Genomic DNA, 19,484 nt, shown 5'->3' on the forward strand with positions numbered 1-19,484 from the left:
ATATTACTACCCTTTAACAGCACCTGCAGTCATACCGTCTATGAAGTATTTCTGGAAAGCAATGAACAGTATAAAAATTGGAATGATGGAAAAGAAGGAGCCCACGATCAATAGATCATAGTTATTGCCATAAGGAGTTAATAACGTTTTCAAACCGATTGGAAGTGTATATTTACTCTGATCTCCCAACACCATGAATGGCCACAACAGATTATTCCAGCTATTCATACCATTCAGAATGGCCATTGCTGCAAAGGATGGCTTCATAATCGGCATAATTAGTCTGAAATATATCGCATACTCGTTTGCCCCATCAACCCGCCCAGATTGAATAATTTCTTTGGGTATGCTTCTTAGATATTGCCTGAAGAAAAATATTGTCGCGGCATTGGCTATACCCGGCAAAATGATTGCCGAATAGCTATTCACCATTCCCAAATCATTAATTAGGCTATACAAAGGAACCAGCAGTATTTCGAAAGGCACCATCATAATGAGCAAAACACATATAAAGAGGAAGTTCTTACCTTTAAAATCATATGCTGCAAAACCATAAGCAACAAATGCGCTTACAAAAAGTGTTAAAACCACTTGAACGATTGTTAAAATCATACTGTTCCAAAACCACACAAAATAATCATGTTGTCCAGTAAACAGATAGATGAAATTATCAAAACTCATGATTTCAAAATCCAAACTTAGGTTAAGACCATATCTAACTAATGATTCACCTGGTTTAAAGGAAGAGAGGGCCACTGCATAGAATGGAATCATAATTAAAACGAATAGTATAATGAATAAACAAATAATTACTATTCTAGAGATGAAATCACTCCTCGTCTGACTTTTGCCCACTTTAATCCTCCTCCTTTTTGAACATTCCACTAAATTTCAGCTGCGTTAAATTGATAACCATAGCAATGACTAACAGAATGATACCAACTGCAGCTGCGTAACCCAGCTTATTCTGCTCAATCCCTTGTCTATACAGGTATCCAACAATGGTTAAGCCAATATTTTTGGGTGAATTGTTACCGTTAAACATCATCAGACTCTCGGTAAACATGGCTAAACCTGCATAAACACTAATTGTTGTAACATATACCGTGGTCGGCTTCAATAATGGCATTGTAATCGTTCTAAACTTCTGCCAAGCAGATGCCCCGTCAATTGAAGCAGCCTCATAATATTCATTGTCAATGCTTTTCAAACCGGATAGATAGTAAAGCATATTAACACCTGTCCATCTCCAACATGCGAGGATTAACAGTGCTGCCATACTCCAATTTCCATCTTTCAAAAATTTAATAGGCTCTATACCAAATAGACCCAGCAAACTATTCATTAATGAACCTTCCATTTCACCGAATGTAAGGCGGAAAATGGTACCCGCAACTGCGACAGATGTCAACGCAGGTAGAAAGAACGAAGATTTAAAAAACTCTCTTCCCTTCATTAACTTACTGTTGATCATAACGGCGAATAACATTGGAAAAGGAATTAACAGCACTAAGGTTCCCAACATGTACACAACGCTATTTTTAATAGATGTCAAAAACACTTTATCGGTAAGTAATTTCGAATAATTTGCTTCACCAATCCATTTAGGATCCTGTCCCAACATCCGATCTTGAAAGCTCATTACGAATGAATTTACAAGTGGAAAAAACCAGAATATCAAAAATATGAGTATAAATGGCAGTACAAAAACATAAGGTGCAACTTTTTGAGAGTATACAAATTTCTTTATCATATTCTCAATCTCCCTTGATTAAGGTTAAACCTGCCGACTACTATACCTGCCGACAGGTTTAACCAAATCATTTACTTATTATATTTATTTCAATTCTTGTTCAATTGCTGCTTGTGCTTCATCCAACGCTTCCTTCACGTCTTGACCATCTTCAAAGATGGCGTTCAAAGTAACCGTATTGAAGATATTGCCGATGGTCGGTGAAGCTTTAACGGATTTGATCGCTTGAATTTCGTCCTTGATTTCATTCAAAGTATCAAATGCATTTGTTTTAAAGTATTGGACGTATTCATTATCAGGGTTTTTCGTTACTGCATCATCTTTCCATACTTCCATGTTGATTGGGTCAAATCCAAGTGTATTCCAGATTTCAGTCGTAGCTTCTTTCGAAAGCTTAGCAAAGGCTACAAATTCTTTGGCCAATTGAACGTCTTTACCACTCTTAGTAACAACTGTGCCAGTACCGCCTAAGCCAACGGAACGAGGATTACCTTCTTCAAATACAGGCAATGGAGCAATTGCATACTTACCTTTAAGGTCCTTCATTTCGTTTACAAAGCGGGACATGTACCACTCAGGCATCAATGCACTTGCGTAGTTGCCTTTGTTGTATTCGCCTTTTGCTTCTTCTGTGTCGGGTTGTCCGCCTGGGATCGTATGAATAACATTGTTCTTCTGCAGATCAACTAACATTTCATACGCTTTAATCATTTCAGGCGAGTTAACTTTTGGATTACCATTTTCATCTGTAAAATCAGTGTTTTGCTGAGCTAACAGCAACGATGCTTGCCACGTAGCAGATGTATCAGCAGTACCTAAGTACTTGCCAGTCTTTTCATAAACCTTGATACCTGCTTGTTTGTAATCTTCCCACGTTATGATTTTCTTGTAGTCAACACCTGCTTGTTCGAGAATTTCAGTGTTGTAGAAAGCAAGTGTTGCACCTACGTGATAATCAAAGCCATAAACCTGATCGGCTTTGGAGTAAATCTGAACACGCGAAGGAACAACAACGTCTTTGTATGGTGCAAATACATCATTCAAAGATTCCAGTGGAACGTTGTCACCTTCCAGGAATTTAGGGAATTGACCAAGCTCGATATCCGCGATATCAGGAGCACCTTTTCCGCTTGTAACTGCCAATAAAAGCTTGTTGTGCATATCATCGTAAGGCATAACCGTTACATTCAACTTAATCTGTTTGTCTGGGTTCTCTTGGTTCCATAAACCCAGCATTTTATCCAAATGCTTGCCGTGCAAATCTACGAATGTCCAAAATGACAATTCTGTTGCATTCTCACCGGCATTAGCGCCTAATTGCTGTGTTTCCGTTTTTGAATCAGAAGGATTACCACATGCTGTGAAAAAAAGAGACATAATAAGGACTGTAACGATGGAGATTAACGTACTGCGTTTCTTCATTTCTTCGTCATCCTCTCTTTTTGTGTTATGCATTTGAAAAGTCGGCTGACTAGTTAGTTCTGTTAATTTAAGCGGTTTCAATCTACCTTGGCACCACCATCCTTAACATAATTCTAACCGTTCAAAGAAAAGACCCCTTCGCAAAAATTTCTTAGATTCCATATTGTAAGCGCTTTACATGCCGTATTATAATATATATGAAATAAGCTTTATATAACCAATTGATTATAAAATCATAAAGTTTATGGGGAGATGCTACTCTTTGAAAAAGCTGGCGCTCTACAAACAAATTCAAGAAAATATTATACAGAAAATTAAATCAGGGCAGCTTCGGCCCACAGACCGCATTCCTTCTGAGCAAGAACTAATGGACGAATTCAGAGTAAGTAAAATAACCGTCAAGAACGCCCTAACCTCACTAGCTGACGAAGGATTAATTATACGCGTACAAGGCAAAGGCTCATTTGTCTCTTCAAGTCTTGTTGTTTCTAGCATCCATTCTCCACCATCCCAAGGCAGCGCGTCCTCCATACCACTCATCGGCTTCATCATTCCGACGATGAGAACCCGTGTCATTCAAAAGCTCGTTGACTACACAGAACAATTCCTGCAAGAAGCCGGCCTCAACATGGTACTTAGCATCACGCGAGAGTCCTCCTCTATCGAAACAAACGTCATCCGTACACTAACGGAACTCGGTGTGAAGGGGCTGATCGTTTTTCCGACGGAAGATGAGAAGTACAACGAATCATTACTGCGTCTGTCGCTCGACAAATTTCCGTGTGTGTTCATCGACCGCTATCTGCGCAACATTGAGACGTACACCATTACATCCGATAATTACGGCGGTGCGTATAAGGCTGTATCCCATTTGTTATCCAAGAGTCATCAGCAGATTGCGCTCATCTCACCTGAAAATGCCAATACAACCGTCGAGGATCGCACGCTTGGCTTCGAGCAGGCATATACAGATCAAGGTATCTCAATTGACAAGAGCTTGTGGTGTCACATCCCTCTCAACATTCTACGCAGCGAGCATGCATTGGACTATGTAAGCGAATTCTTGCAGAACCACAGTGAAATTTCGGCAGCTTTCTCCTTGACTGAAGAAACAGCACGCCTTACATCATCCGCTATCCGTCGTCTGAACGATCACTCCAATATCGATTTGCTATCTTTTGATAATCCACATCTTTCAGGCGTAGCTTATGTGCAGCAGAATGAACAGGAAATGGCACGAACAGCCGTAAGGCTGTTACGTGAACAGATGGAAGATACTTATTCTCCTAAGAACGCCATTATTCCCGTGCAACTCATCTTCCCTTGACACGACAATCGTTGCAAGTTCTTGTCCTTGGCTCGGGACAAGAACTTGTGCCGATAAAATAAAAAAAGCCGCTTCAATAGCGACTTCAATGGGAATATGTTCTTGTCCCTCGACATCGGTCGAAATTCTGGGAACGGCAACATCAATCCTGTTAGTATTTTTCAAGTTCTATCTTTAAATCCTCAATTAATATATCGACTTCTAATACAGCAGAATCAGCATTATTTAAGAATATTGAAGGTTTAAAACCCTCTTTTTTCAAATTGGGAAGAAACTCGTCTATGAACTCATATAAATCCATATTTTTACTTGAGTAAAATTCCCAATCATCAGTTGCACAGTATTCCGCGAATTCTTTATTAGGCCAAAATGGAAGTAATTTATTACCTTCATCATCTTCAGTAACTGACCAACCATTCTCATAAAGGCCCCAAACTTCTTCTGAATCTACTACTTTTTTGATGAAGTATTCATAACGAATATTTGCAGGGAGATTGATGACAGATTCAAATTCTTTCTGATTCATATTTCCTCCTAATGATGTTTTATCTTATTTTTCCGTTATTATCGTATCTATGTTGTGTCTTATGGTTTTTTGTAATATTTAAAACACTGTGTTCGTAACCGTAACCCTTTCTTGCCTCGAAACCACGTTTGTGCTGCATCTGGTATCCCTGAGGAACTCTTACATTTTTGCGTTTTTTTCTTTTAATTTCATTTAGATCACGTTTTATTTCTCCTCTTAATGAAGTTGAAACCTTATCTTCATTTGCTATTTCTTTCAGTTTAGTTTGTTTTCCTGCTCAGAGAAAAAAGTCTTATCGTTTATTTATTTCATGATTTTTTGTTTTAAAGTAATGCGCAATGTGAGCAAGCATATTCTTCTTGGTAATCAGGAAACGATTTTGTTCCAAAATCATAATTATTTTTATAGCAAAAGGGGTTGGAAAAGAGTCTGAAGTAAAGTTAACCCTCATACATCCTGAAAGGGAGCATGAGGGTTAACCTAGTTTTATGACTTTTAAATTAAGCGCTGCTTGGGCAAATGCAGAATAACGTTGAATTGATCGCCATGAATCTCGATTTTGATCTCCCCGCCGTGCAGCTCAACGATGCTTTTCACAATGGACAGACCTAGTCCGGAGCCTTCTGTCTGGCGGGATTCATCTGCTCTTTTGAAACGCTCGAACAACTCTTCCGCAGCAAAATCAATCTCATAAGCAGCAGTATTTTGAATTTTGAATTGTACCTGATTATCAGACTGGTCCAAATAAATATAGATTCTGGTTCCTTGAAGTGAATATTTCTGCGCGTTGCCAATTAAATTTTCGAATACACGCCAAATTTTATTGCCGTCCAAATGTGCATGGATGGGGAATTTTGCAATCCTCTCCCGAATCACAGGCGACGTTTGTCCCATACTGGTATTGGACTCGGCGATCGCCTGTGTCAACAATGTCGCTACATCCACGTACTCAATATCCAGCTCTACTGTACCGCTGGCCATCTTTGAGATTTCGAACAGGTCTTCAATCAACAGCTTCATCCGTAGCGCCTTCCGGTCCAGGGTTTCAATATAGGCTCGGGTAGTCTCCGTAGACAGATCTTCTTTTTTTAATAAATCGACATAATTGATAATAGAAGTAAGCGGAGTCTTCAAATCATGCGATACGTTGGTAATCAGCTCTGTTTTTAACCGTTCGCTCTTCATTTGATTCTCCAGCGCGCTTTGATACCCGGCTTTCATATTGTTAATATAGCCAGCAAGCTTGGATAGGGCATCCTTGCCGGTATCTTGAATCGTATTCTGAATATTTCCTTCAGCAATTTCTTTGCTCCCGTTGATGATAGCGATGAAACGTCCAAGCTTGGAAAGGATATACGGAACCAGGAACAGCACATACAGCAATACATAAAGTATGTATATGTCGTAATATGTGGCTGCCAGCCAAATAGAAATGCCGGCTATCGCGGTTAGCAAAAGCATCATGATGAGGCCAAACATTAGTCTCCAGTTTTGCAAACTGGCTCTAAGACCGATTCTCCAAATGTGAAAGTAATCCATCAGCAGACTGCCATGCCAGAAGGAACGCCTACTGTGGGGTGCCTTAAAATAAAGAAACAATCTGCTTGCCAGTAAGCAAAGAATAATAAAGGCAAGCAGCGACTGGATATAACTTGAAGATGAATAGCTTAGACTCAACCCCGTGTATGAATACTCGTTTATGAGTAAGAGGATCCATAAGATCGCGGCGACAATGATGACAATAAGGTCGATTGGAACCTTCCAATCGGCTTTATTTTTTCTCAATTTTGTATCCAATTCCCCATACCACCTTTAAATATTTTGGGTCTTTGGGATTGATTTCAATTTTTTCACGAATGTTTCTCACATGTACGGCAACCGTATTCTCTGAAGTGAAGATCAGTTCATTCCACACGCGCTCATAAATCTCTTCGATCGAGAAAACTCTACCCTTGTTCTCCATCAGCAGCTCCAAAATTTTGTATTCTTTCGGGGTCAATCTGACGTCCTCTCCATCTATCTCAACAGTCTTCGAGCTTTTGTTCAGCACGAGTCCTCTTACTTGAATGAGCTCATCCCCGTTTGACTGGAAGGAACCTAAATTCGTAAACCGGCGCAGCTGAGATCGGACTCTGGCAATCAGCTCTAGAGGATTGAACGGCTTCGTTATATAGTCATCAGCGCCCACGTTGAGTCCCAAAATCTTGTCGCTATCTTCTGACTTGGCAGAAAGCATAATGATCGGTATATTTTTGTTTTCACGAATTTTAAATGTCGTTTTAATTCCATCGAGCTGCGGCATCATGTTGTCCATAATAATAAGATGAATGGTTTCTTGTTCAAGAATTTCCAGCGCCTCCAATCCGTTAGAGGCAGTTAATACATCCACATCTTCGCTTTTCAAATAAATAACGAGCGCTTCTCGAATTTCCGGTTCATCGTCTACAACAAGAATGTTATTGATAGCCATTATTTCTCACCTTCATCACGATATTTCTTATACTTGCTAATCCGGAACTCATGTATCCCGAAAATTCAACATGGCCGGGGGGAGCGTCTGCAAGCATCAGCTCCTCTGGTGATTCTTCCTGATCCGTGTAAAACCCATGTACCCCAAACCTGGACAGAATCTGCATTACCGGTCTGCTGTTGACAGTATGAACATAACTTTTTACCCCAAACTTATTCAGTGCTGGAACTAAATTGGGGTTTAGATACACGCGGTATGCAGGCATGGCAACGGCTGTCAGTTGTTTGTCCCTTACGAATTCTACAATACTTTCGGCGGAGGCGCCAGTTTTGTAAAGTGAATATATTTTGTTTGGAAAGGGGTGGATTCCCATAACCGTGTCATACATTTCCGGGCTGAAGATTTCAGGTATAACCCGGTTGAGCAGTGCAGGATCCGTACGTCGAACCTCATTGACTAGATGCGCAAACTGCTGCTGAATTTGCTCTTTGCTGCCTGCTTTCGTGTCCACAATTAAGTCGAAATCAGGATATTGTTTCATCAGGTGCAATATGTCCGGCAGGGTAAGAGGGTGGAATCTTCCCATAATAAGCGAGTTTGCAAACTGAAGCTTTGTTACGTTTCGTCCGCGATGAGCGGCCAAGTCCGGCTGTAGCTTCTGCGACCAATCATGTCTGGCTACAAGCTTCCCATCCGTCGTCTGCACAAGATCAACCTCGAACAAACGGTACCCTCTATTGTAATTGGTTATAAATGCCTCATAAGAATTGGTATAGTTAGCACCGTCAACTCCACCAAATGCATGTGCAATAAGCCTATTTTCCTGCCAGCCGCTGGTGCCAGCTGCAGAGTCCGGGTGATTCTGATCTGTCCTAACAAGCCCCCAGCTGCACCAGATCATTCCTGCCGTTATGATTATGAGTAAAGTTAACAACATCGTTTTCTTCATTCTTTTGCTCCTTCGTTATCCCGATGTAAGTCATACTACAGGACTCAAATGAAGAAGGAGTGGTATAAAAACGAATGAATTTATGAAGTTTGTATACATTGCTGAACGAGAGATTCAGATCTCGTGATAACGTTGTAGCTCCCTGGAGCACAAGCACAACTTATACTAAATGGTTGTTTCTCAGATACTTCGATGGGACTCGTAGCTTGTAGTCAAGTTATGGGACAATCAATTAGGGAGGATATCGGAGCCTTATTTGCGAGCTATCACCTTACTAAAACCGCTTTAGGTCTTCGCATTCTTAATATGATTTTGCCAAAGTCTTGTCTGGTCATTATTTTTTCTCTTCTTCTCAATACATCTTATAAATGTGTTCCAGACTTGCCGACTGGCTTTAATTGGTTAATCGGACCTTGTTTTGTCCTTATCGGTAATTGGTACAAGTTCTATACGCTTGTATATAAGTGGATTTTAAAATGAAGATTGGTTTTATTAGCTATCGTTTACCGTTAGTTTAACGAGTTTTAATAATTTCTTGCCAGTTAGGAGGCAAGTCATAATCCTTAATGTGCTTATACTAAAGAACTACTACTGATCCGGAGTTATCTATACTAAACCTCAGCGAGTCGGTCCTGCGATTTTTTGTTCCTATTTTTTACATACCATCATAAAGGGGCAGCCCAATGGTCGTTTTACTGACTTTTTGGACAGCCCCTTCTGAAAAATCCCGATCTCAAAAGCAAAAAAACGCTTGAAAACCCAAGCGCGAGGTGTAATTCATGATAAAATGGGGCTAAGTCCCTTTAAGCACTCAGTTCCAGAAATACTGCATCCGCGTATACCCGACATCCCATGCTTTCATGTCGCCCTTAATCGTGATCTTCAGCTCATCGCCCGGCTCAAGCGGGATTTTGAATAGCGACGGAAATAGATCGGGATTACTCTGCTGATCTTCTCCAGAGCCGGTCAATATTTCATTGCCATCCCGAGTAACACTGATACTACCAGAATAATCCGTTGGTTCGGGGCATCCGTAATCGAAGGAGAAAATCGTCTGTCCCTCAGACTTGTACGTGAACGTTCTTGAATCTCCGTCTTCAGCGCCATATAGGTTATAGCGAAGCGGTACCTTCTGTCCGTTGATTAGGATGCTGTCCGGCTTGTCTCCAGCGGATGAATGGCCCGAAGTATCCGTCCAGTCATTGATCGCCACAAACGGGCCCTCTACTTTTGTTGTTATTTTGTCTACCGCCGCCCCTAATCCCCATAAAGCTATAAAAAGAATCATACCCGATATAGCCGTTGCCACCAGATTGCGCCCGAGGCTCCGGTAACGGAAACCAAGCTTGTACGCCCCAAAACCGAGGGCTGCTCCAATCGAATTCTGAAGAGCGTCGTTGATATCGAAGCTGCCCAGGAATGTAAGGGCCTGGATCGTTTCCAGCACAAGAATCGCGATGAAGAATAAGGTGATGAACCGGACGAAGCTGACCCGGTACAGCCATGGAATCAATATACCGAAAGGAATAAACGCAATAGTGTTCCCGAAACCCACCATACTCATGAGGCTGGGATGCAGAAGATCAAATGGAGACGGCAACTTAAGGAAGTTCTCGGGCATGAAAATAAAGGTATATTGGGTAATGTTCTCCAAATCCTCTCCTCTGCCGAAAGCGAAGAACATAAAATAAAGAACAAGCAATGTGTACAATACGGTTACAGTTAGTAAAATCTTGCGTTGTTTGACCATGGTTAACTCCTCCACTCCATTTTTCCATCCATCACTATACCTTATTTACCCGTTTCATGCACCCCTTAGCTTGATTCGAATCGCCAACAGGGGTGAGATGACGCCGCCTTGTAGTGTCCCTACATCGGAGCGCCTAACGTTTCCTTCTTCCATGACTCCGTGATCTCTTATGATTAATGGTAATGGTCCTCAATAGAAAGAATCATTTTCTACTGTTCTACACATAGTGTCATAGTAAAAATATTCTTTGTTCAACAGAAATTTTCACAAGTTTGAGTGACACAACTGATCCTCCTATCAAAAAAGCAGCCCCGCCAGGAGCTGCCTCATGTTATGCCTTATCTTGTAATCTTATCTGTTTCCGCTAACCTTCCAGCTTACTCGGCATCCGGATAAGGATTGATCTTCTGGATCGTTCCGTCTTCGTTGTATTTCAGCTCGGAATATTTAACGCAGCGCTTGTGGTTGACACCTTCCGATAGGGAACTGTCGTGATAGAACAGATACCACTTGTCTTCAACTTGCACTATGGAGTGGTGGGTTGTCCAGCCGATAACCGGAGAGAGAATCTCGCCCTTGAACGTGAATGGTCCCATCGGGTTCTTGCCGATCGCATATACGAGCTTATGCGTGGTTCCTGTAGAGTAGGACAGGTAGTAATAGCCGTTATATTTATGCACCCATGGGCCTTCAAAATATCTTCGTTCCTCATCCCCGGCCAGAATCGGATTTCCGTCTTCATCGACAATCGATATCTCGGCAGGCTTGCCCTGGAAGGACAGCATGTCGTCGCTAAGCAGTGCAACTTGCGGTCCAAGCGCCGGCTGGTCAGGAGCAGGTCCTTCTGCATCTGGCACGAAGCTGCCGGTCTGCCATTTCTCCAGCTGGCCGCCCCAGAGTCCGCCGAAATAGATGTATGACTGATTGTCTTCATCCACCAGTACGGCCGGATCGATACTGAAGCTGCCTTCCATATAATTCGGCTGCGGCGTGAACGGGCCTGCCGGAGACTCTGATGTTGCCACACCCAGACGGAAGATGCCGTCATGATCCCGTGCCGGGAAGAACAAGTAATAGGTATTGTTCTTATAAGCGGCATCCGGTGCCCAGAGTTGCTTGGAGGCCCACGGAATATCTCTCAGATGCAACGCTTCGCCGTGATCAACCACCGGAGAATCGAAGTTGTTCATCGAGAGGACATGATAGTCTTCCATTTTATACTGGTCGCCGTTATCGTTGCTCGGCTCGTCATGATCGAGGTCATGGGAAGGATAGATGTAGATTTTGCCTTCGTAGACATGGACGGACGGGTCCGCAGTGAAGATGTGGGTTACGAGCGGCTGGTGTGGCTTAGGTAGTTGTTGTTGATTCATAAGGCATCTCCTTTAGTATTGGAATAATAGAATCCTTCATAATAAGCAGAGCTGGCGTTCTCTGTACCGTTGCTCGAGGCACGCAGTCCCGAGCAGACGCCGGGTGAAGCCGCTTGCTGAGGCACGCGAACACGGGAGGCACCTCATCGTCCAGCATGTAGGCATTCCCGCGCTTGGCCCAGGAATAGCGCTCAAATATCCGGCGATTACGGGATTACGGTAATTCAGTGATTGGATCCTCAGAATTCAAAGCAAGCGTTTACAATCTCTATTGTATAAGTCCCTATTGTTTTTTCCTATACACATACTAAAGATCTTCCCCCGAAAAAATGTACAATTTCCGCCCATTTCATTATACTGGAAATATAAACCAAATGCTCGCATTTTGTTTACCCTGCTTCCTTGGTTTTATTGAACTAACGTTCCCCGTTAGTTCAATGACCTCTTCAAATCAACCCTTGTATAAGTTTTCTCATACGTTGTCCCGTCTTCATTGTGGAAAGAGCTGTTCTTGAGTATGGTTCAGTAATTCTTTTATATCCAAGCTTAGTTATAAGCTTTATCATTTTTGGATTCCCAATTGGGTCAACACCAATGAATATTTCAGAATAGCCGAGTCAATTTGGGAGATACGTAACTACTAAGTTTTAGAAGACCGAACCCCAAAATTGTTGATCTATCCATTTCAGCAACTAGGAGATACACTTCCTTTTTCTCTTGTTGATTCAAATACGTGGTAAATAAATCCTTGTTATTTCTTACATCAAGCAGAACTCTGATATCTTCTTTCTCTGCCAACTTTGTGTGAATGATTAAACCAAGCAATTTTAAAATTATCAAAGTACATTTAAATTTAAAAAGAGCTTTTTCTAACAAAAGCTCCTTTACTTTAGGTTGAATAACTACATATTTGCCAGCATTAATAAATCCTCAAGGTTCAGCCTTCCAATAACCTTCTCAACATTGTCTCCTATCCATAATGAACTCTGTTTTCAATCGCAATATCTATATCGTTCATGTGATAGATAGCAACAAAAAGACGCCCCGCATAGCGGAGCGACTTGAAGAAGTACTCATTAAAATTTATCGATTGTATTTGGTTTATTCCATCAAATCGGTTACTGCCCCTTTGGAAGCGGAGGAAACTAATTTAGCATATTTGGCAAGTACACCGGATTTCACTTTCAGTGGCGGTTGTACCCAGGCTTGTGCTCTAGCAGCTAACTCTTCTTCTGATAACTCAACCTTCATCTCCTGAATGTCGCTATCAATGGTAATAATATCGCCATTTCTAAGCAACGAGATCGGTCCACCTACTTGTGCTTCAGGTGATACATGGCCGACTACAAATCCATGCGATCCCCCAGAGAATCTACCATCTGTGATGAGAGCTACTTTCCCGCCGAGCCCCTTTCCTACGATGAGTGCTGTAACGGAAAGCATCTCAGGCATACCCGGTCCACCCTTCGGACCACAATAGCGTATGACCACGACGTCTCCTTCTTTAATTTCATCATTCATAATCGCTACTGTCGCCTCATCTTCACTATCATACACCTTAGTCGGGCCAGAGAACTGTTGGATCTTCATGCCTGACATTTTCGCAACAGCGCCTTCAGGGGCGAGATTTCCTCGAAGTACAACCAGTGGTCCATTTGGTTTAAGTGGATTATTGAGCGGTCGTATAATCTCTTGATCATTTTCAAGTGGAGCAGATTCCGCTAAATTCTCCGCTAACGTTTTACCTGTTACGGTGAGGCAATCCCCATGAAGTAAACCCTCAGCAAGCAATAGCTTCATTACCCCGGAAACACCACCAATATCATTCAAGTCCTGCATGACATATTGACCACTTGGCTTCAGATCCGCCAAATGAGGAACACGCAAACGAATACGCTCAAAATCATCCAGGGTTAGATCTACTTCAACCGAGTGCGCAATCGCTAGCAGATGGAGAAACGCATTGGTTGACCCGCCTAGAGCCATAACAACCGTGATCGCATTCTCAAATGCTTTCTTCGTCATAATGTCTCTTGGGTAGATTTCCTGTTCAAGAAGTGAGATGACCTGCTTACCGGCTGCTTCGCATTCCAATGCTTTATCGGCTGAAATGGCTGATGTTGAAGAAGAACCAGGTAAACACATACCCATTGCTTCTGCAGCTGCCGCCATCGTATTAGCGGTATACATGCCGCCACAAGCCCCTGGACCTGGACAAACGCTACATTCGACCTTATGCAGCTGTTCATCTGTTATTTTCCCATCTTGATATTGACCCACGGCTTCAAAAGCCGAAACGATATCTACATTTTTACCATCGAGATTACCCGGTTGAATGGTTCCTCCATATACATAAACGGAAGGAATGTTCATCCGTCCAATAGCCATCAGACATGCAGGCGTATTCTTGTCACACCCACCGATCGCAACCACGCCGTCAAAACGCTCTGCTCCGGTTACAATTTCAATCGAATCAGCTATAGCTTCTCGACTTGGTAGTGAGAACAACATCCCGCCGTGCCCCATGGAGATCCCATCTGACACGGTAATTGTATTAAAAATTAGTGGAGCACCGCCGTTATTACGTGCACCCTGCTTAGCTTGCACCGCTAAATCATTGATGTGCATATTACACGGTGTTACTTCACTCCACGTACTCGCTATTCCGATCATTGGCTTTTTAAAATCCTCATCTTGAAAACCAACTGCACGCAGCATCGCTCTGTTCGGAACCCGGTTAGCACCTTCACTGATCACTTTACTTCGAATACGAAGATCTTTTTTGTTTTCCATGTCCCTTACCCCTCATTTCAAAGTATTTCGTTCAGTTCCTGCATTGGTCGAATAAAATTTTGTTTCATTATTACGTGAGCATCCTCACTATTTTTGCCTTCAAAAGCTTTAATAATCAAATCATGCTCTTCGACTGAAGCAAGTGTAGCTGTAATAGGTTGTTTTAAAAACACATATTTAAATCGCCTAATGTGAATCTGGAGAGAGGTATTAAATGTGGCCACATAAGGATTATCTGAGAGCTCCACAATATAATTATGAAATTGCTCATCCACCTCCATAGCCTGATAAACTTGCCCATTTTTAATGGAACTTGCGAATTCCAAATTTAGTGATCTTAGTTTCTCAATCTGTTCTGGAACAATAATTTGGGCGGTGATTTCAGCAGCTAAAGCTTGAAGAGCGGCCATTGTTGAATACATCTTAAAAATATCGTTTTTCTCAATATTCGTTACTTTTGTTTCTTTTCCTGGATGCATAGACACGAGGCCTTGAACTTCGAGTAACTGAAATGCCTCCCGAATCGGTGTCCGGCTAACTCCAAGCGATTCAGCCATTTCCGCATCAATAAGCTTTTCACCTGGTTGCAGTGTTCCATCAATGATCCATCGCTGAATCTGAGAAAACGCTCTTTCTTTTGCGGACATACGGACGGGCAAGGAAAAATCTTTAGGAATTGGCATGGTTTTCATCCTCATTACAATTATTCTTATATGCAATATATCGCATACACGATTGAGAAGCAATTATTATTTCATTTTATTACTCACTCCATTAATTTGTCCGGATATTCGAAGCCGAGCTTAGGTTGAAATCCTCAATGAGGATATGCACTATTTTTGGTTACGATATCCTTCTCTTTCTCTGATAAATGAAGCGCCTCATTAGCTGCATAAGAAAAGAAAGAATACTCATCCATTTTACTTCCTAAAGCACTTTTTCTAATCAAATCCGGATGGAAACATAGCATCCAGCCTTTCTCATATTTGTCTCCTGTCCTTCTCTTCATTCAATTACTTCAACTCACATTGACTCAATTATAGTAGGATACTATTGATCAACAGCTTGGTGCATATACGCATCCACTTTGGATTTATCCGAATCTCTCATCAAAGGGCTTATACAATAAAAAAAGGTCCCGACAAAAAGCAGTCGACACCTTTTTTTACAATGCTTATTGGTTTTATTTATTGAGATGCTTGGTTAAGAGCTTTTAAAAATACCTCTGTTGGTTGTGCGCCGGATATCGCGTATTTTCTATCAATGACAAAGAAAGGTGCTCCTGTTATCCCTAATTGTTTTGCTGTGGCTTCATCTGAACGCACTTCGCTAGCATATTTGGATGAATCATGGAGAACTGCGATTGACTCGTCCCTATTCATTCCAACTGATTCTGCAATATCTGCTAAAGTAACATGATCACTAATTAGCTTGGCGTCCGTGTAATAAGAGTAGAACAGCTTCTCTGCTAATTCCTGATCTTTACCCACAGATTTGGCATACTGGGTTAAACGATGTGCATCAAACGTATTGGTGGGCTTTATTTGGTCGATATTATACACGAGACCCATCATTGCTGCTTGTTGTTCAAGTTCTGCATGTGCCTTTTTCGCTTGCTCGATACTCATACCATACCAACCTTAATCGGTGAATACTACATTTTTATTGAGCTTATTTGTTATAAATAATAGGCATTTTTCTAATCAATTGGTTGTCACGAGCAGCAGAGTACATGAATTTGGCAACATTTTCTCTGGAAACAGACATCTTAGCCGATTGATCTCCGAATGAATAGTCATAAGACTGCCCTGTGTATTTAACATTGGGGTTAATAATTCGAACGACTGTCCAATCCAGATTCGATTCCTTAATCATTCCTTCTATTTTCTTCATTTCTGCATAACCGTTTGGAAGGAGAACTTTGGCTAATACACCTGGAAGTATCGTGGACATGTTTTTCTTATCGTCATCTGATTGCAAAGCTGGCGTTGCAAGTGTAATGAACCTTTTTTTGTTAAGTTTGTTCATAGCCCTAATCATCAGTTCGTGCCCGTCAGCAATCGGCGTGCCTTTAAGCTTTCGTGACATATCGGATGCTGGGCCCAATGTGCTGATTACGACATCGGATTCGGCAATGGCTTTCTCGATGGTTGAAGTATTTGAAATTTCCCCTTGTACAAGGCTCAAATTTGGATGTTTGAGACTGATTTTTTTGGGGTTTCTAACGTATGCCGTAACGAAATCTCCGTGATCTAATGCAAGTTGGGTTACAAGCTGTCCAATTGCACCACTTGCACCAAAAACAGTGATATTCATATTCTTTTCTTGTATCTCCTTCAAAATAAATTATTCAACTTACACTTTATCTTCAGTTATAAACTCTTCTACTCTGTCTCTTTTGGTGTACATGTCGTACCAAATATCAGCGATTTTATCTTGAACTCCTGAGTTCGGTTGCATCCAAATTCCAATTGAAAGATGACCCGCATAAACCCCTTTATCCGATAATTCGCTGTTCAAATTAAAGATATAATTACGAAGTCCTGAGATTGCAATTCCGACATTGCCCATCATCGGTACCGGGTGAATTGCTGAGCCTCCAGTCGTAAATAACAGGGCACCACTTTGCTTATCCAACATATCCGGAAGCACTTGTTTAACGCTCGATAAAGCACCTAAAACATTATATTGAAATTGGTATAACGCATTTTCTTCAGTTACATCTAGTGTTGGCGCTACTGTGTCAAAGCTCGGCGTTGGACTGTATTCAAGAACATCAATATATCCGTATTTCTCTTTAATAGCGGCAAATGCCATCTCAATTTGTTCTTTGTTTAATATGTCCGCTTGAAAAGAAGCAGCTTCGATTCCCAATTGTTCTAATTCAATAACCAGTTGGTTCAACTTTTCTTCATTTCGCGCAATAAGCGCTACGCGGAAGCCATTTTGCCCGAATTTTTTCGCGATGGACATTCCTAAACCTGCTCCTGCTCCAACAATCGCTATCGTTTTCATCTAAAATCTCCCCTTTAATTAGAGTTAATTATCAGTAAGATAAATAATGGTCAACGTGTTGTATATTTATCTTTTGTTTATTATGATGAATATAAGGTCAGCCTTCAATGTTTAATAATTTTGATTTTGAGAGATAAAATACAGTTTCAACTTAAATGTCGTATATCTAACAAAAAAAGTTAAGGGAATGAGCCATAATGAAAAAAAAAATCGATTTGCGTATCCTTCGCTCCAAACATTCGATAAAAAAGGCGTTTATAGAACTTCTTAATGAAAAGGGGTACGAAGGAATTACGATCCAGGATATAGCCGATAAGGCGATGATTAACCGAAATACCTTTTACCTTCATTATCAGAACAAACCCGATTTGTTGAACGTGTCTATGGACGAATTATTAGAAGAATTAAATAGTACACTCAAGCTTTGTTCGAGCAGCAAATCTCCTATAAGCGGCTCTATGCTTGAACAACTAATGCAAACCATACTGGAGAAAATTAAGGACAATATTCCCTTTTACAGAGCATTGTTACTTGATGAGAATAGAATCTATGGTTTTCAATCAAAGATGGAGGAAATTATAAAAAATACAGTGGAAGATGGCTTGGATGATATTTCCCTGAAGATTTCAAAGGAATTATTACTCCAATATATTGCATCTACTTTTATGGGCATTGTAATATGGTGGGTTAAAAATGATTTTTCTTATACTCCAAATGAACTCGCTTCTCAATTCGGAAAAATTTTAACTCATGGACACTTAAAAGCCGCAGGTATTTCAATCGATGATTAAAGTGATAAATGCTTGCGAACAGTAGCTGGCTAGATAGGAAAGAAAAGGAGCCCCTCGAATGAGGGCTCCTTTTCTGTTATTACACTTTCAAAAAATATTATTGTACGCTTGAAGATAAACTAATACCTCCGCTCTTCGCTTTACTGCCCGTTAGCTTAATGTAAATGATACATTTCGTAATCAACATGTCCTGTTCTTTCAACCCAGCCTTGTTTCTTCTCGCAAGATGGAGGATGAAAAAAAAGAAGCTGCAACAAAAGGTCCGGGTAACGTCAAACCTCCACTTGATGCAGATTCTTTTGTATTTCTACTCGCTTGGCACAGTGAATTTATAATAGATTTAAGCTTTGCGAAGCATTTGTCTCTCGCTTAGCTGTGATAGCATATCCTTCGTCATGGCCTTCAAGTCGTAGCGTGCATGAAATCCCCATTCTGTTTTTGCTGCTGTCGCATCAATGGAATGCGGCCAGCTATTGGCTATCGCCTGTCTCTTCGGATCAACGTCATAATCTAGGATAAAACCGGGAAATTCCTCCCGAATCGCTGCAGCAATCGCCTCCGGATCCACGCTCATTGCAGTGACATTAAATGAGTTTCGGTGTATCAATTGGGATGAATCCGCTTCCATTAAATTGATAATAGCGTTCAGGGCATCCGGCATATACATCATGTCCATGTCTGTGCCCTTGGCGATATAAGATGTATACCGTCCAGTCGTCACGGCTGCATAATAAATTTCCACCGCGTAATCCGTCGTTCCTCCACCGGGAGGCGTCATATAAGATATCAATCCTGGGAATCGCAGCCCCCTAGTATCCAGGCCGTACTTGTGAAAATAATAATCACAAAGCAGTTCGCCGGACACTTTGTTCACGCCGTACATCGTATTGGGCCGCTGGATTGTATCCTGCGGGGTATTGTATTTCGGAGTCGTAGGGCCAAAAGATCCAATGGAGCTTGGAGTGAACAATTGGCAGCCGAGCTCTCTGGATACTTCAAGTGCATTCATCAATCCGCCCATATTCAAATTCCAGGCAAGCAGGGGTTTCTCCTCTGCGGTAGCCGACAGCAGCGCAGCCAAATGCATGATGGTATCAACTTCGTACCGCTTGGCGATTTCGAACATCGCTTTATCATTCGTCACGTCCAGCAGCTCGAATGGTCCGGATCGGGTAATTTCGTGGGCTGATGACCTGAGATCCGTAGCAACGACATAATCCGCACCATAAATCTCACGTAATTTAACAACTAACTCAGAACCGATTTGGCCGAGTGCCCCGGTCACCAAAATCTTGTTCATAAGACATTCCTCCCG

The 19,484-nt window shown here is 41.5% G+C and carries 19 protein-coding genes and 1 pseudogene; 3 read left to right on the forward strand and 17 right to left on the reverse strand.

The genetic code is table 11. The features are described 5' to 3' along the window. Positions 1–6: 6 nt before the first annotated feature. The 3 genes from IFU39_RS03985 to IFU39_RS03995 all read right to left on the reverse strand — a co-directional run bounded on the left by IFU39_RS03985 (position 7) and on the right by IFU39_RS03995 (position 3,175). Complete coding sequence (locus IFU39_RS03985; RefSeq protein WP_192131357.1) at positions 7–855, reverse strand: carbohydrate ABC transporter permease; 849 nt, start codon at positions 853–855, stop codon at positions 7–9. 1 nt (position 856) lies between these two features. Then, complete coding sequence (locus IFU39_RS03990) at positions 857–1,753, reverse strand: carbohydrate ABC transporter permease (protein ID WP_091020079.1); 897 nt, start codon at positions 1,751–1,753, stop codon at positions 857–859. An 84-nt stretch (positions 1,754–1,837) separates the two neighbouring features. Further along, complete coding sequence (locus tag IFU39_RS03995; RefSeq protein ID WP_192131960.1) at positions 1,838–3,175, reverse strand: ABC transporter substrate-binding protein; 1,338 nt, start codon at positions 3,173–3,175, stop codon at positions 1,838–1,840. Positions 3,176–3,437: 262 nt separating this feature from the next. Here IFU39_RS03995 and IFU39_RS04000 point away from each other — a divergent pair, with 262 nt between their 5' ends. Beyond that, positions 3,438–4,502 carry a GntR family transcriptional regulator gene (locus tag IFU39_RS04000; protein WP_192131359.1) on the forward strand — a complete coding sequence of 355 codons (1,065 nt, stop codon included), beginning with the start codon at positions 3,438–3,440 and terminating at the stop codon, positions 4,500–4,502. A gap of 151 nt (positions 4,503–4,653) precedes the next feature. Here IFU39_RS04000 and IFU39_RS04005 read toward each other — a convergent pair whose 3' ends face one another. The 5 genes from IFU39_RS04005 to IFU39_RS04025 form a co-directional block, all read right to left on the reverse strand. Continuing rightward, on the reverse strand, positions 4,654–5,028 hold the full coding sequence (locus IFU39_RS04005) for a DUF2750 domain-containing protein (RefSeq protein ID WP_091020085.1): 375 nt from the start codon (positions 5,026–5,028) through the stop codon (positions 4,654–4,656). A 19-nt stretch (positions 5,029–5,047) separates the two neighbouring features. After that, complete coding sequence (locus IFU39_RS33545) at positions 5,048–5,287, reverse strand: polymorphic toxin type 8 domain-containing protein (protein WP_192131962.1); 240 nt, start codon at positions 5,285–5,287, stop codon at positions 5,048–5,050. 236 nt (positions 5,288–5,523) lie between these two features. Next, the gene (locus IFU39_RS04015) at positions 5,524–6,492 is read right to left on the reverse strand and encodes a sensor histidine kinase (RefSeq protein ID WP_192131361.1); all 969 of its coding nucleotides are present in this window, start codon (positions 6,490–6,492) and stop codon (positions 5,524–5,526) included. Between the two features lie 307 nt (positions 6,493–6,799). After that, positions 6,800–7,498 (reverse strand): response regulator transcription factor, encoded by a 699-nt coding sequence (locus IFU39_RS04020; protein ID WP_036613934.1) that lies wholly within the window; start codon positions 7,496–7,498, stop codon positions 6,800–6,802. After that, on the reverse strand, positions 7,485–8,447 hold the full coding sequence (locus tag IFU39_RS04025; protein WP_192131363.1) for a phosphatidylinositol-specific phospholipase C/glycerophosphodiester phosphodiesterase family protein: 963 nt from the start codon (positions 8,445–8,447) through the stop codon (positions 7,485–7,487). Before IFU39_RS04025 ends, IFU39_RS04020 begins: the two co-directional genes overlap by 14 nt. A 180-nt stretch (positions 8,448–8,627) precedes the next feature. Between IFU39_RS04025 and IFU39_RS33550 the strand changes: the two are divergent. Beyond that, positions 8,628–8,780: pseudogene (locus IFU39_RS33550) on the forward strand (DUF3231 family protein); the annotation flags it as partial. A gap of 478 nt (positions 8,781–9,258) precedes the next feature. Here IFU39_RS33550 and IFU39_RS04030 read toward each other — a convergent pair. The 8 genes from IFU39_RS04030 to IFU39_RS04065 form a co-directional block, all read right to left on the reverse strand. Then, entirely contained in the window at positions 9,259–10,197 is a 939-nt protein-coding gene (locus tag IFU39_RS04030) for a VanZ family protein (protein WP_091020093.1), read from the reverse strand. Positions 10,198–10,574: 377 nt separating this feature from the next. Further along, the gene (locus tag IFU39_RS04035) at positions 10,575–11,570 is read right to left on the reverse strand and encodes a glycoside hydrolase family 43 protein (RefSeq protein ID WP_192131364.1); all 996 of its coding nucleotides are present in this window, start codon (positions 11,568–11,570) and stop codon (positions 10,575–10,577) included. A 1,101-nt stretch (positions 11,571–12,671) separates the two neighbouring features. Beyond that, on the reverse strand, positions 12,672–14,363 hold the full coding sequence (gene ilvD / locus IFU39_RS04040) for a dihydroxy-acid dehydratase (RefSeq protein ID WP_091020096.1): 1,692 nt from the start codon (positions 14,361–14,363) through the stop codon (positions 12,672–12,674). Positions 14,364–14,380: 17 nt separating this feature from the next. Next, the gene (locus IFU39_RS04045; RefSeq protein ID WP_091020097.1) at positions 14,381–15,046 is read right to left on the reverse strand and encodes a GntR family transcriptional regulator; all 666 of its coding nucleotides are present in this window, start codon (positions 15,044–15,046) and stop codon (positions 14,381–14,383) included. Positions 15,047–15,180: 134 nt separating this feature from the next. Then, entirely contained in the window at positions 15,181–15,372 is a 192-nt protein-coding gene (locus IFU39_RS04050) for a hypothetical protein (protein WP_181155438.1), read from the reverse strand. A 178-nt stretch (positions 15,373–15,550) separates the two neighbouring features. Further along, on the reverse strand, positions 15,551–15,991 hold the full coding sequence (locus tag IFU39_RS04055) for a DsbA family oxidoreductase (RefSeq protein ID WP_091020099.1): 441 nt from the start codon (positions 15,989–15,991) through the stop codon (positions 15,551–15,553). A 43-nt stretch (positions 15,992–16,034) separates the two neighbouring features. Further along, complete coding sequence (locus tag IFU39_RS04060) at positions 16,035–16,679, reverse strand: NAD(P)-dependent oxidoreductase (RefSeq protein ID WP_091020101.1); 645 nt, start codon at positions 16,677–16,679, stop codon at positions 16,035–16,037. 39 nt (positions 16,680–16,718) lie between these two features. Beyond that, positions 16,719–17,378 carry an SDR family NAD(P)-dependent oxidoreductase gene (locus tag IFU39_RS04065; RefSeq protein ID WP_091020102.1) on the reverse strand — a complete coding sequence of 220 codons (660 nt, stop codon included), beginning with the start codon at positions 17,376–17,378 and terminating at the stop codon, positions 16,719–16,721. Positions 17,379–17,575: 197 nt separating this feature from the next. On the opposite strand from IFU39_RS04065, the gene IFU39_RS04070 reads away from it, so the two are divergent. After that, positions 17,576–18,169, forward strand: coding sequence for a TetR/AcrR family transcriptional regulator (locus IFU39_RS04070; protein WP_192131365.1), 594 nt, complete (start codon positions 17,576–17,578; stop codon positions 18,167–18,169). Positions 18,170–18,509: 340 nt separating this feature from the next. Here IFU39_RS04070 and IFU39_RS04075 read toward each other — a convergent pair whose 3' ends face one another. After that, positions 18,510–19,469 (reverse strand): L-threonine 3-dehydrogenase, encoded by a 960-nt coding sequence (locus IFU39_RS04075; protein WP_192131366.1) that lies wholly within the window; start codon positions 19,467–19,469, stop codon positions 18,510–18,512. Positions 19,470–19,484: the final 15 nt, after the last annotated feature.

This window comes from Paenibacillus sp. CFBP 13594 (assembly GCF_014842675.1).
Lineage (GTDB): Bacteria > Bacillota > Bacilli > Paenibacillales > Paenibacillaceae > Paenibacillus > Paenibacillus amylolyticus_B.

Bases quoted from the DNA above. Each gene is read 5' to 3' on its own strand.
- IFU39_RS03990 (WP_091020079.1), bottom strand. From the start codon at position 1,753: ATGATAAAGAAATTTGTATACTCTCAAAAAGTTGCACCTTATGTTTTT.
- IFU39_RS03995 (WP_192131960.1), bottom strand. From the start codon at position 3,175: ATGAAGAAACGCAGTACGTTAATCTCCATCGTTACAGTCCTTATTATG.
- IFU39_RS04005 (WP_091020085.1), bottom strand. From the start codon at position 5,028: ATGAATCAGAAAGAATTTGAATCTGTCATCAATCTCCCTGCAAATATT.
- IFU39_RS04015 (WP_192131361.1), bottom strand. From the start codon at position 6,492: ATGATGCTTTTGCTAACCGCGATAGCCGGCATTTCTATTTGGCTGGCA.
- IFU39_RS04020 (WP_036613934.1), bottom strand. From the start codon at position 7,498: ATGGCTATCAATAACATTCTTGTTGTAGACGATGAACCGGAAATTCGA.
- IFU39_RS04025 (WP_192131363.1), bottom strand. From the start codon at position 8,447: ATGAAGAAAACGATGTTGTTAACTTTACTCATAATCATAACGGCAGGA.
- IFU39_RS04030 (WP_091020093.1), bottom strand. From the start codon at position 10,197: ATGGTCAAACAACGCAAGATTTTACTAACTGTAACCGTATTGTACACA.
- IFU39_RS04035 (WP_192131364.1), bottom strand. From the start codon at position 11,570: ATGAATCAACAACAACTACCTAAGCCACACCAGCCGCTCGTAACCCAC.
- ilvD (WP_091020096.1), bottom strand. From the start codon at position 14,363: ATGGAAAACAAAAAAGATCTTCGTATTCGAAGTAAAGTGATCAGTGAA.
- IFU39_RS04045 (WP_091020097.1), bottom strand. From the start codon at position 15,046: ATGCCAATTCCTAAAGATTTTTCCTTGCCCGTCCGTATGTCCGCAAAA.
- IFU39_RS04050 (WP_181155438.1), bottom strand. From the start codon at position 15,372: ATGAAGAGAAGGACAGGAGACAAATATGAGAAAGGCTGGATGCTATGT.
- IFU39_RS04055 (WP_091020099.1), bottom strand. From the start codon at position 15,991: ATGAGTATCGAGCAAGCGAAAAAGGCACATGCAGAACTTGAACAACAA.
- IFU39_RS04060 (WP_091020101.1), bottom strand. From the start codon at position 16,679: ATGAATATCACTGTTTTTGGTGCAAGTGGTGCAATTGGACAGCTTGTA.
- IFU39_RS04065 (WP_091020102.1), bottom strand. From the start codon at position 17,378: ATGAAAACGATAGCGATTGTTGGAGCAGGAGCAGGTTTAGGAATGTCC.
- IFU39_RS04070 (WP_192131365.1), top strand. From the start codon at position 17,576: ATGAAAAAAAAAATCGATTTGCGTATCCTTCGCTCCAAACATTCGATA.
- IFU39_RS04075 (WP_192131366.1), bottom strand. From the start codon at position 19,469: ATGAACAAGATTTTGGTGACCGGGGCACTCGGCCAAATCGGTTCTGAG.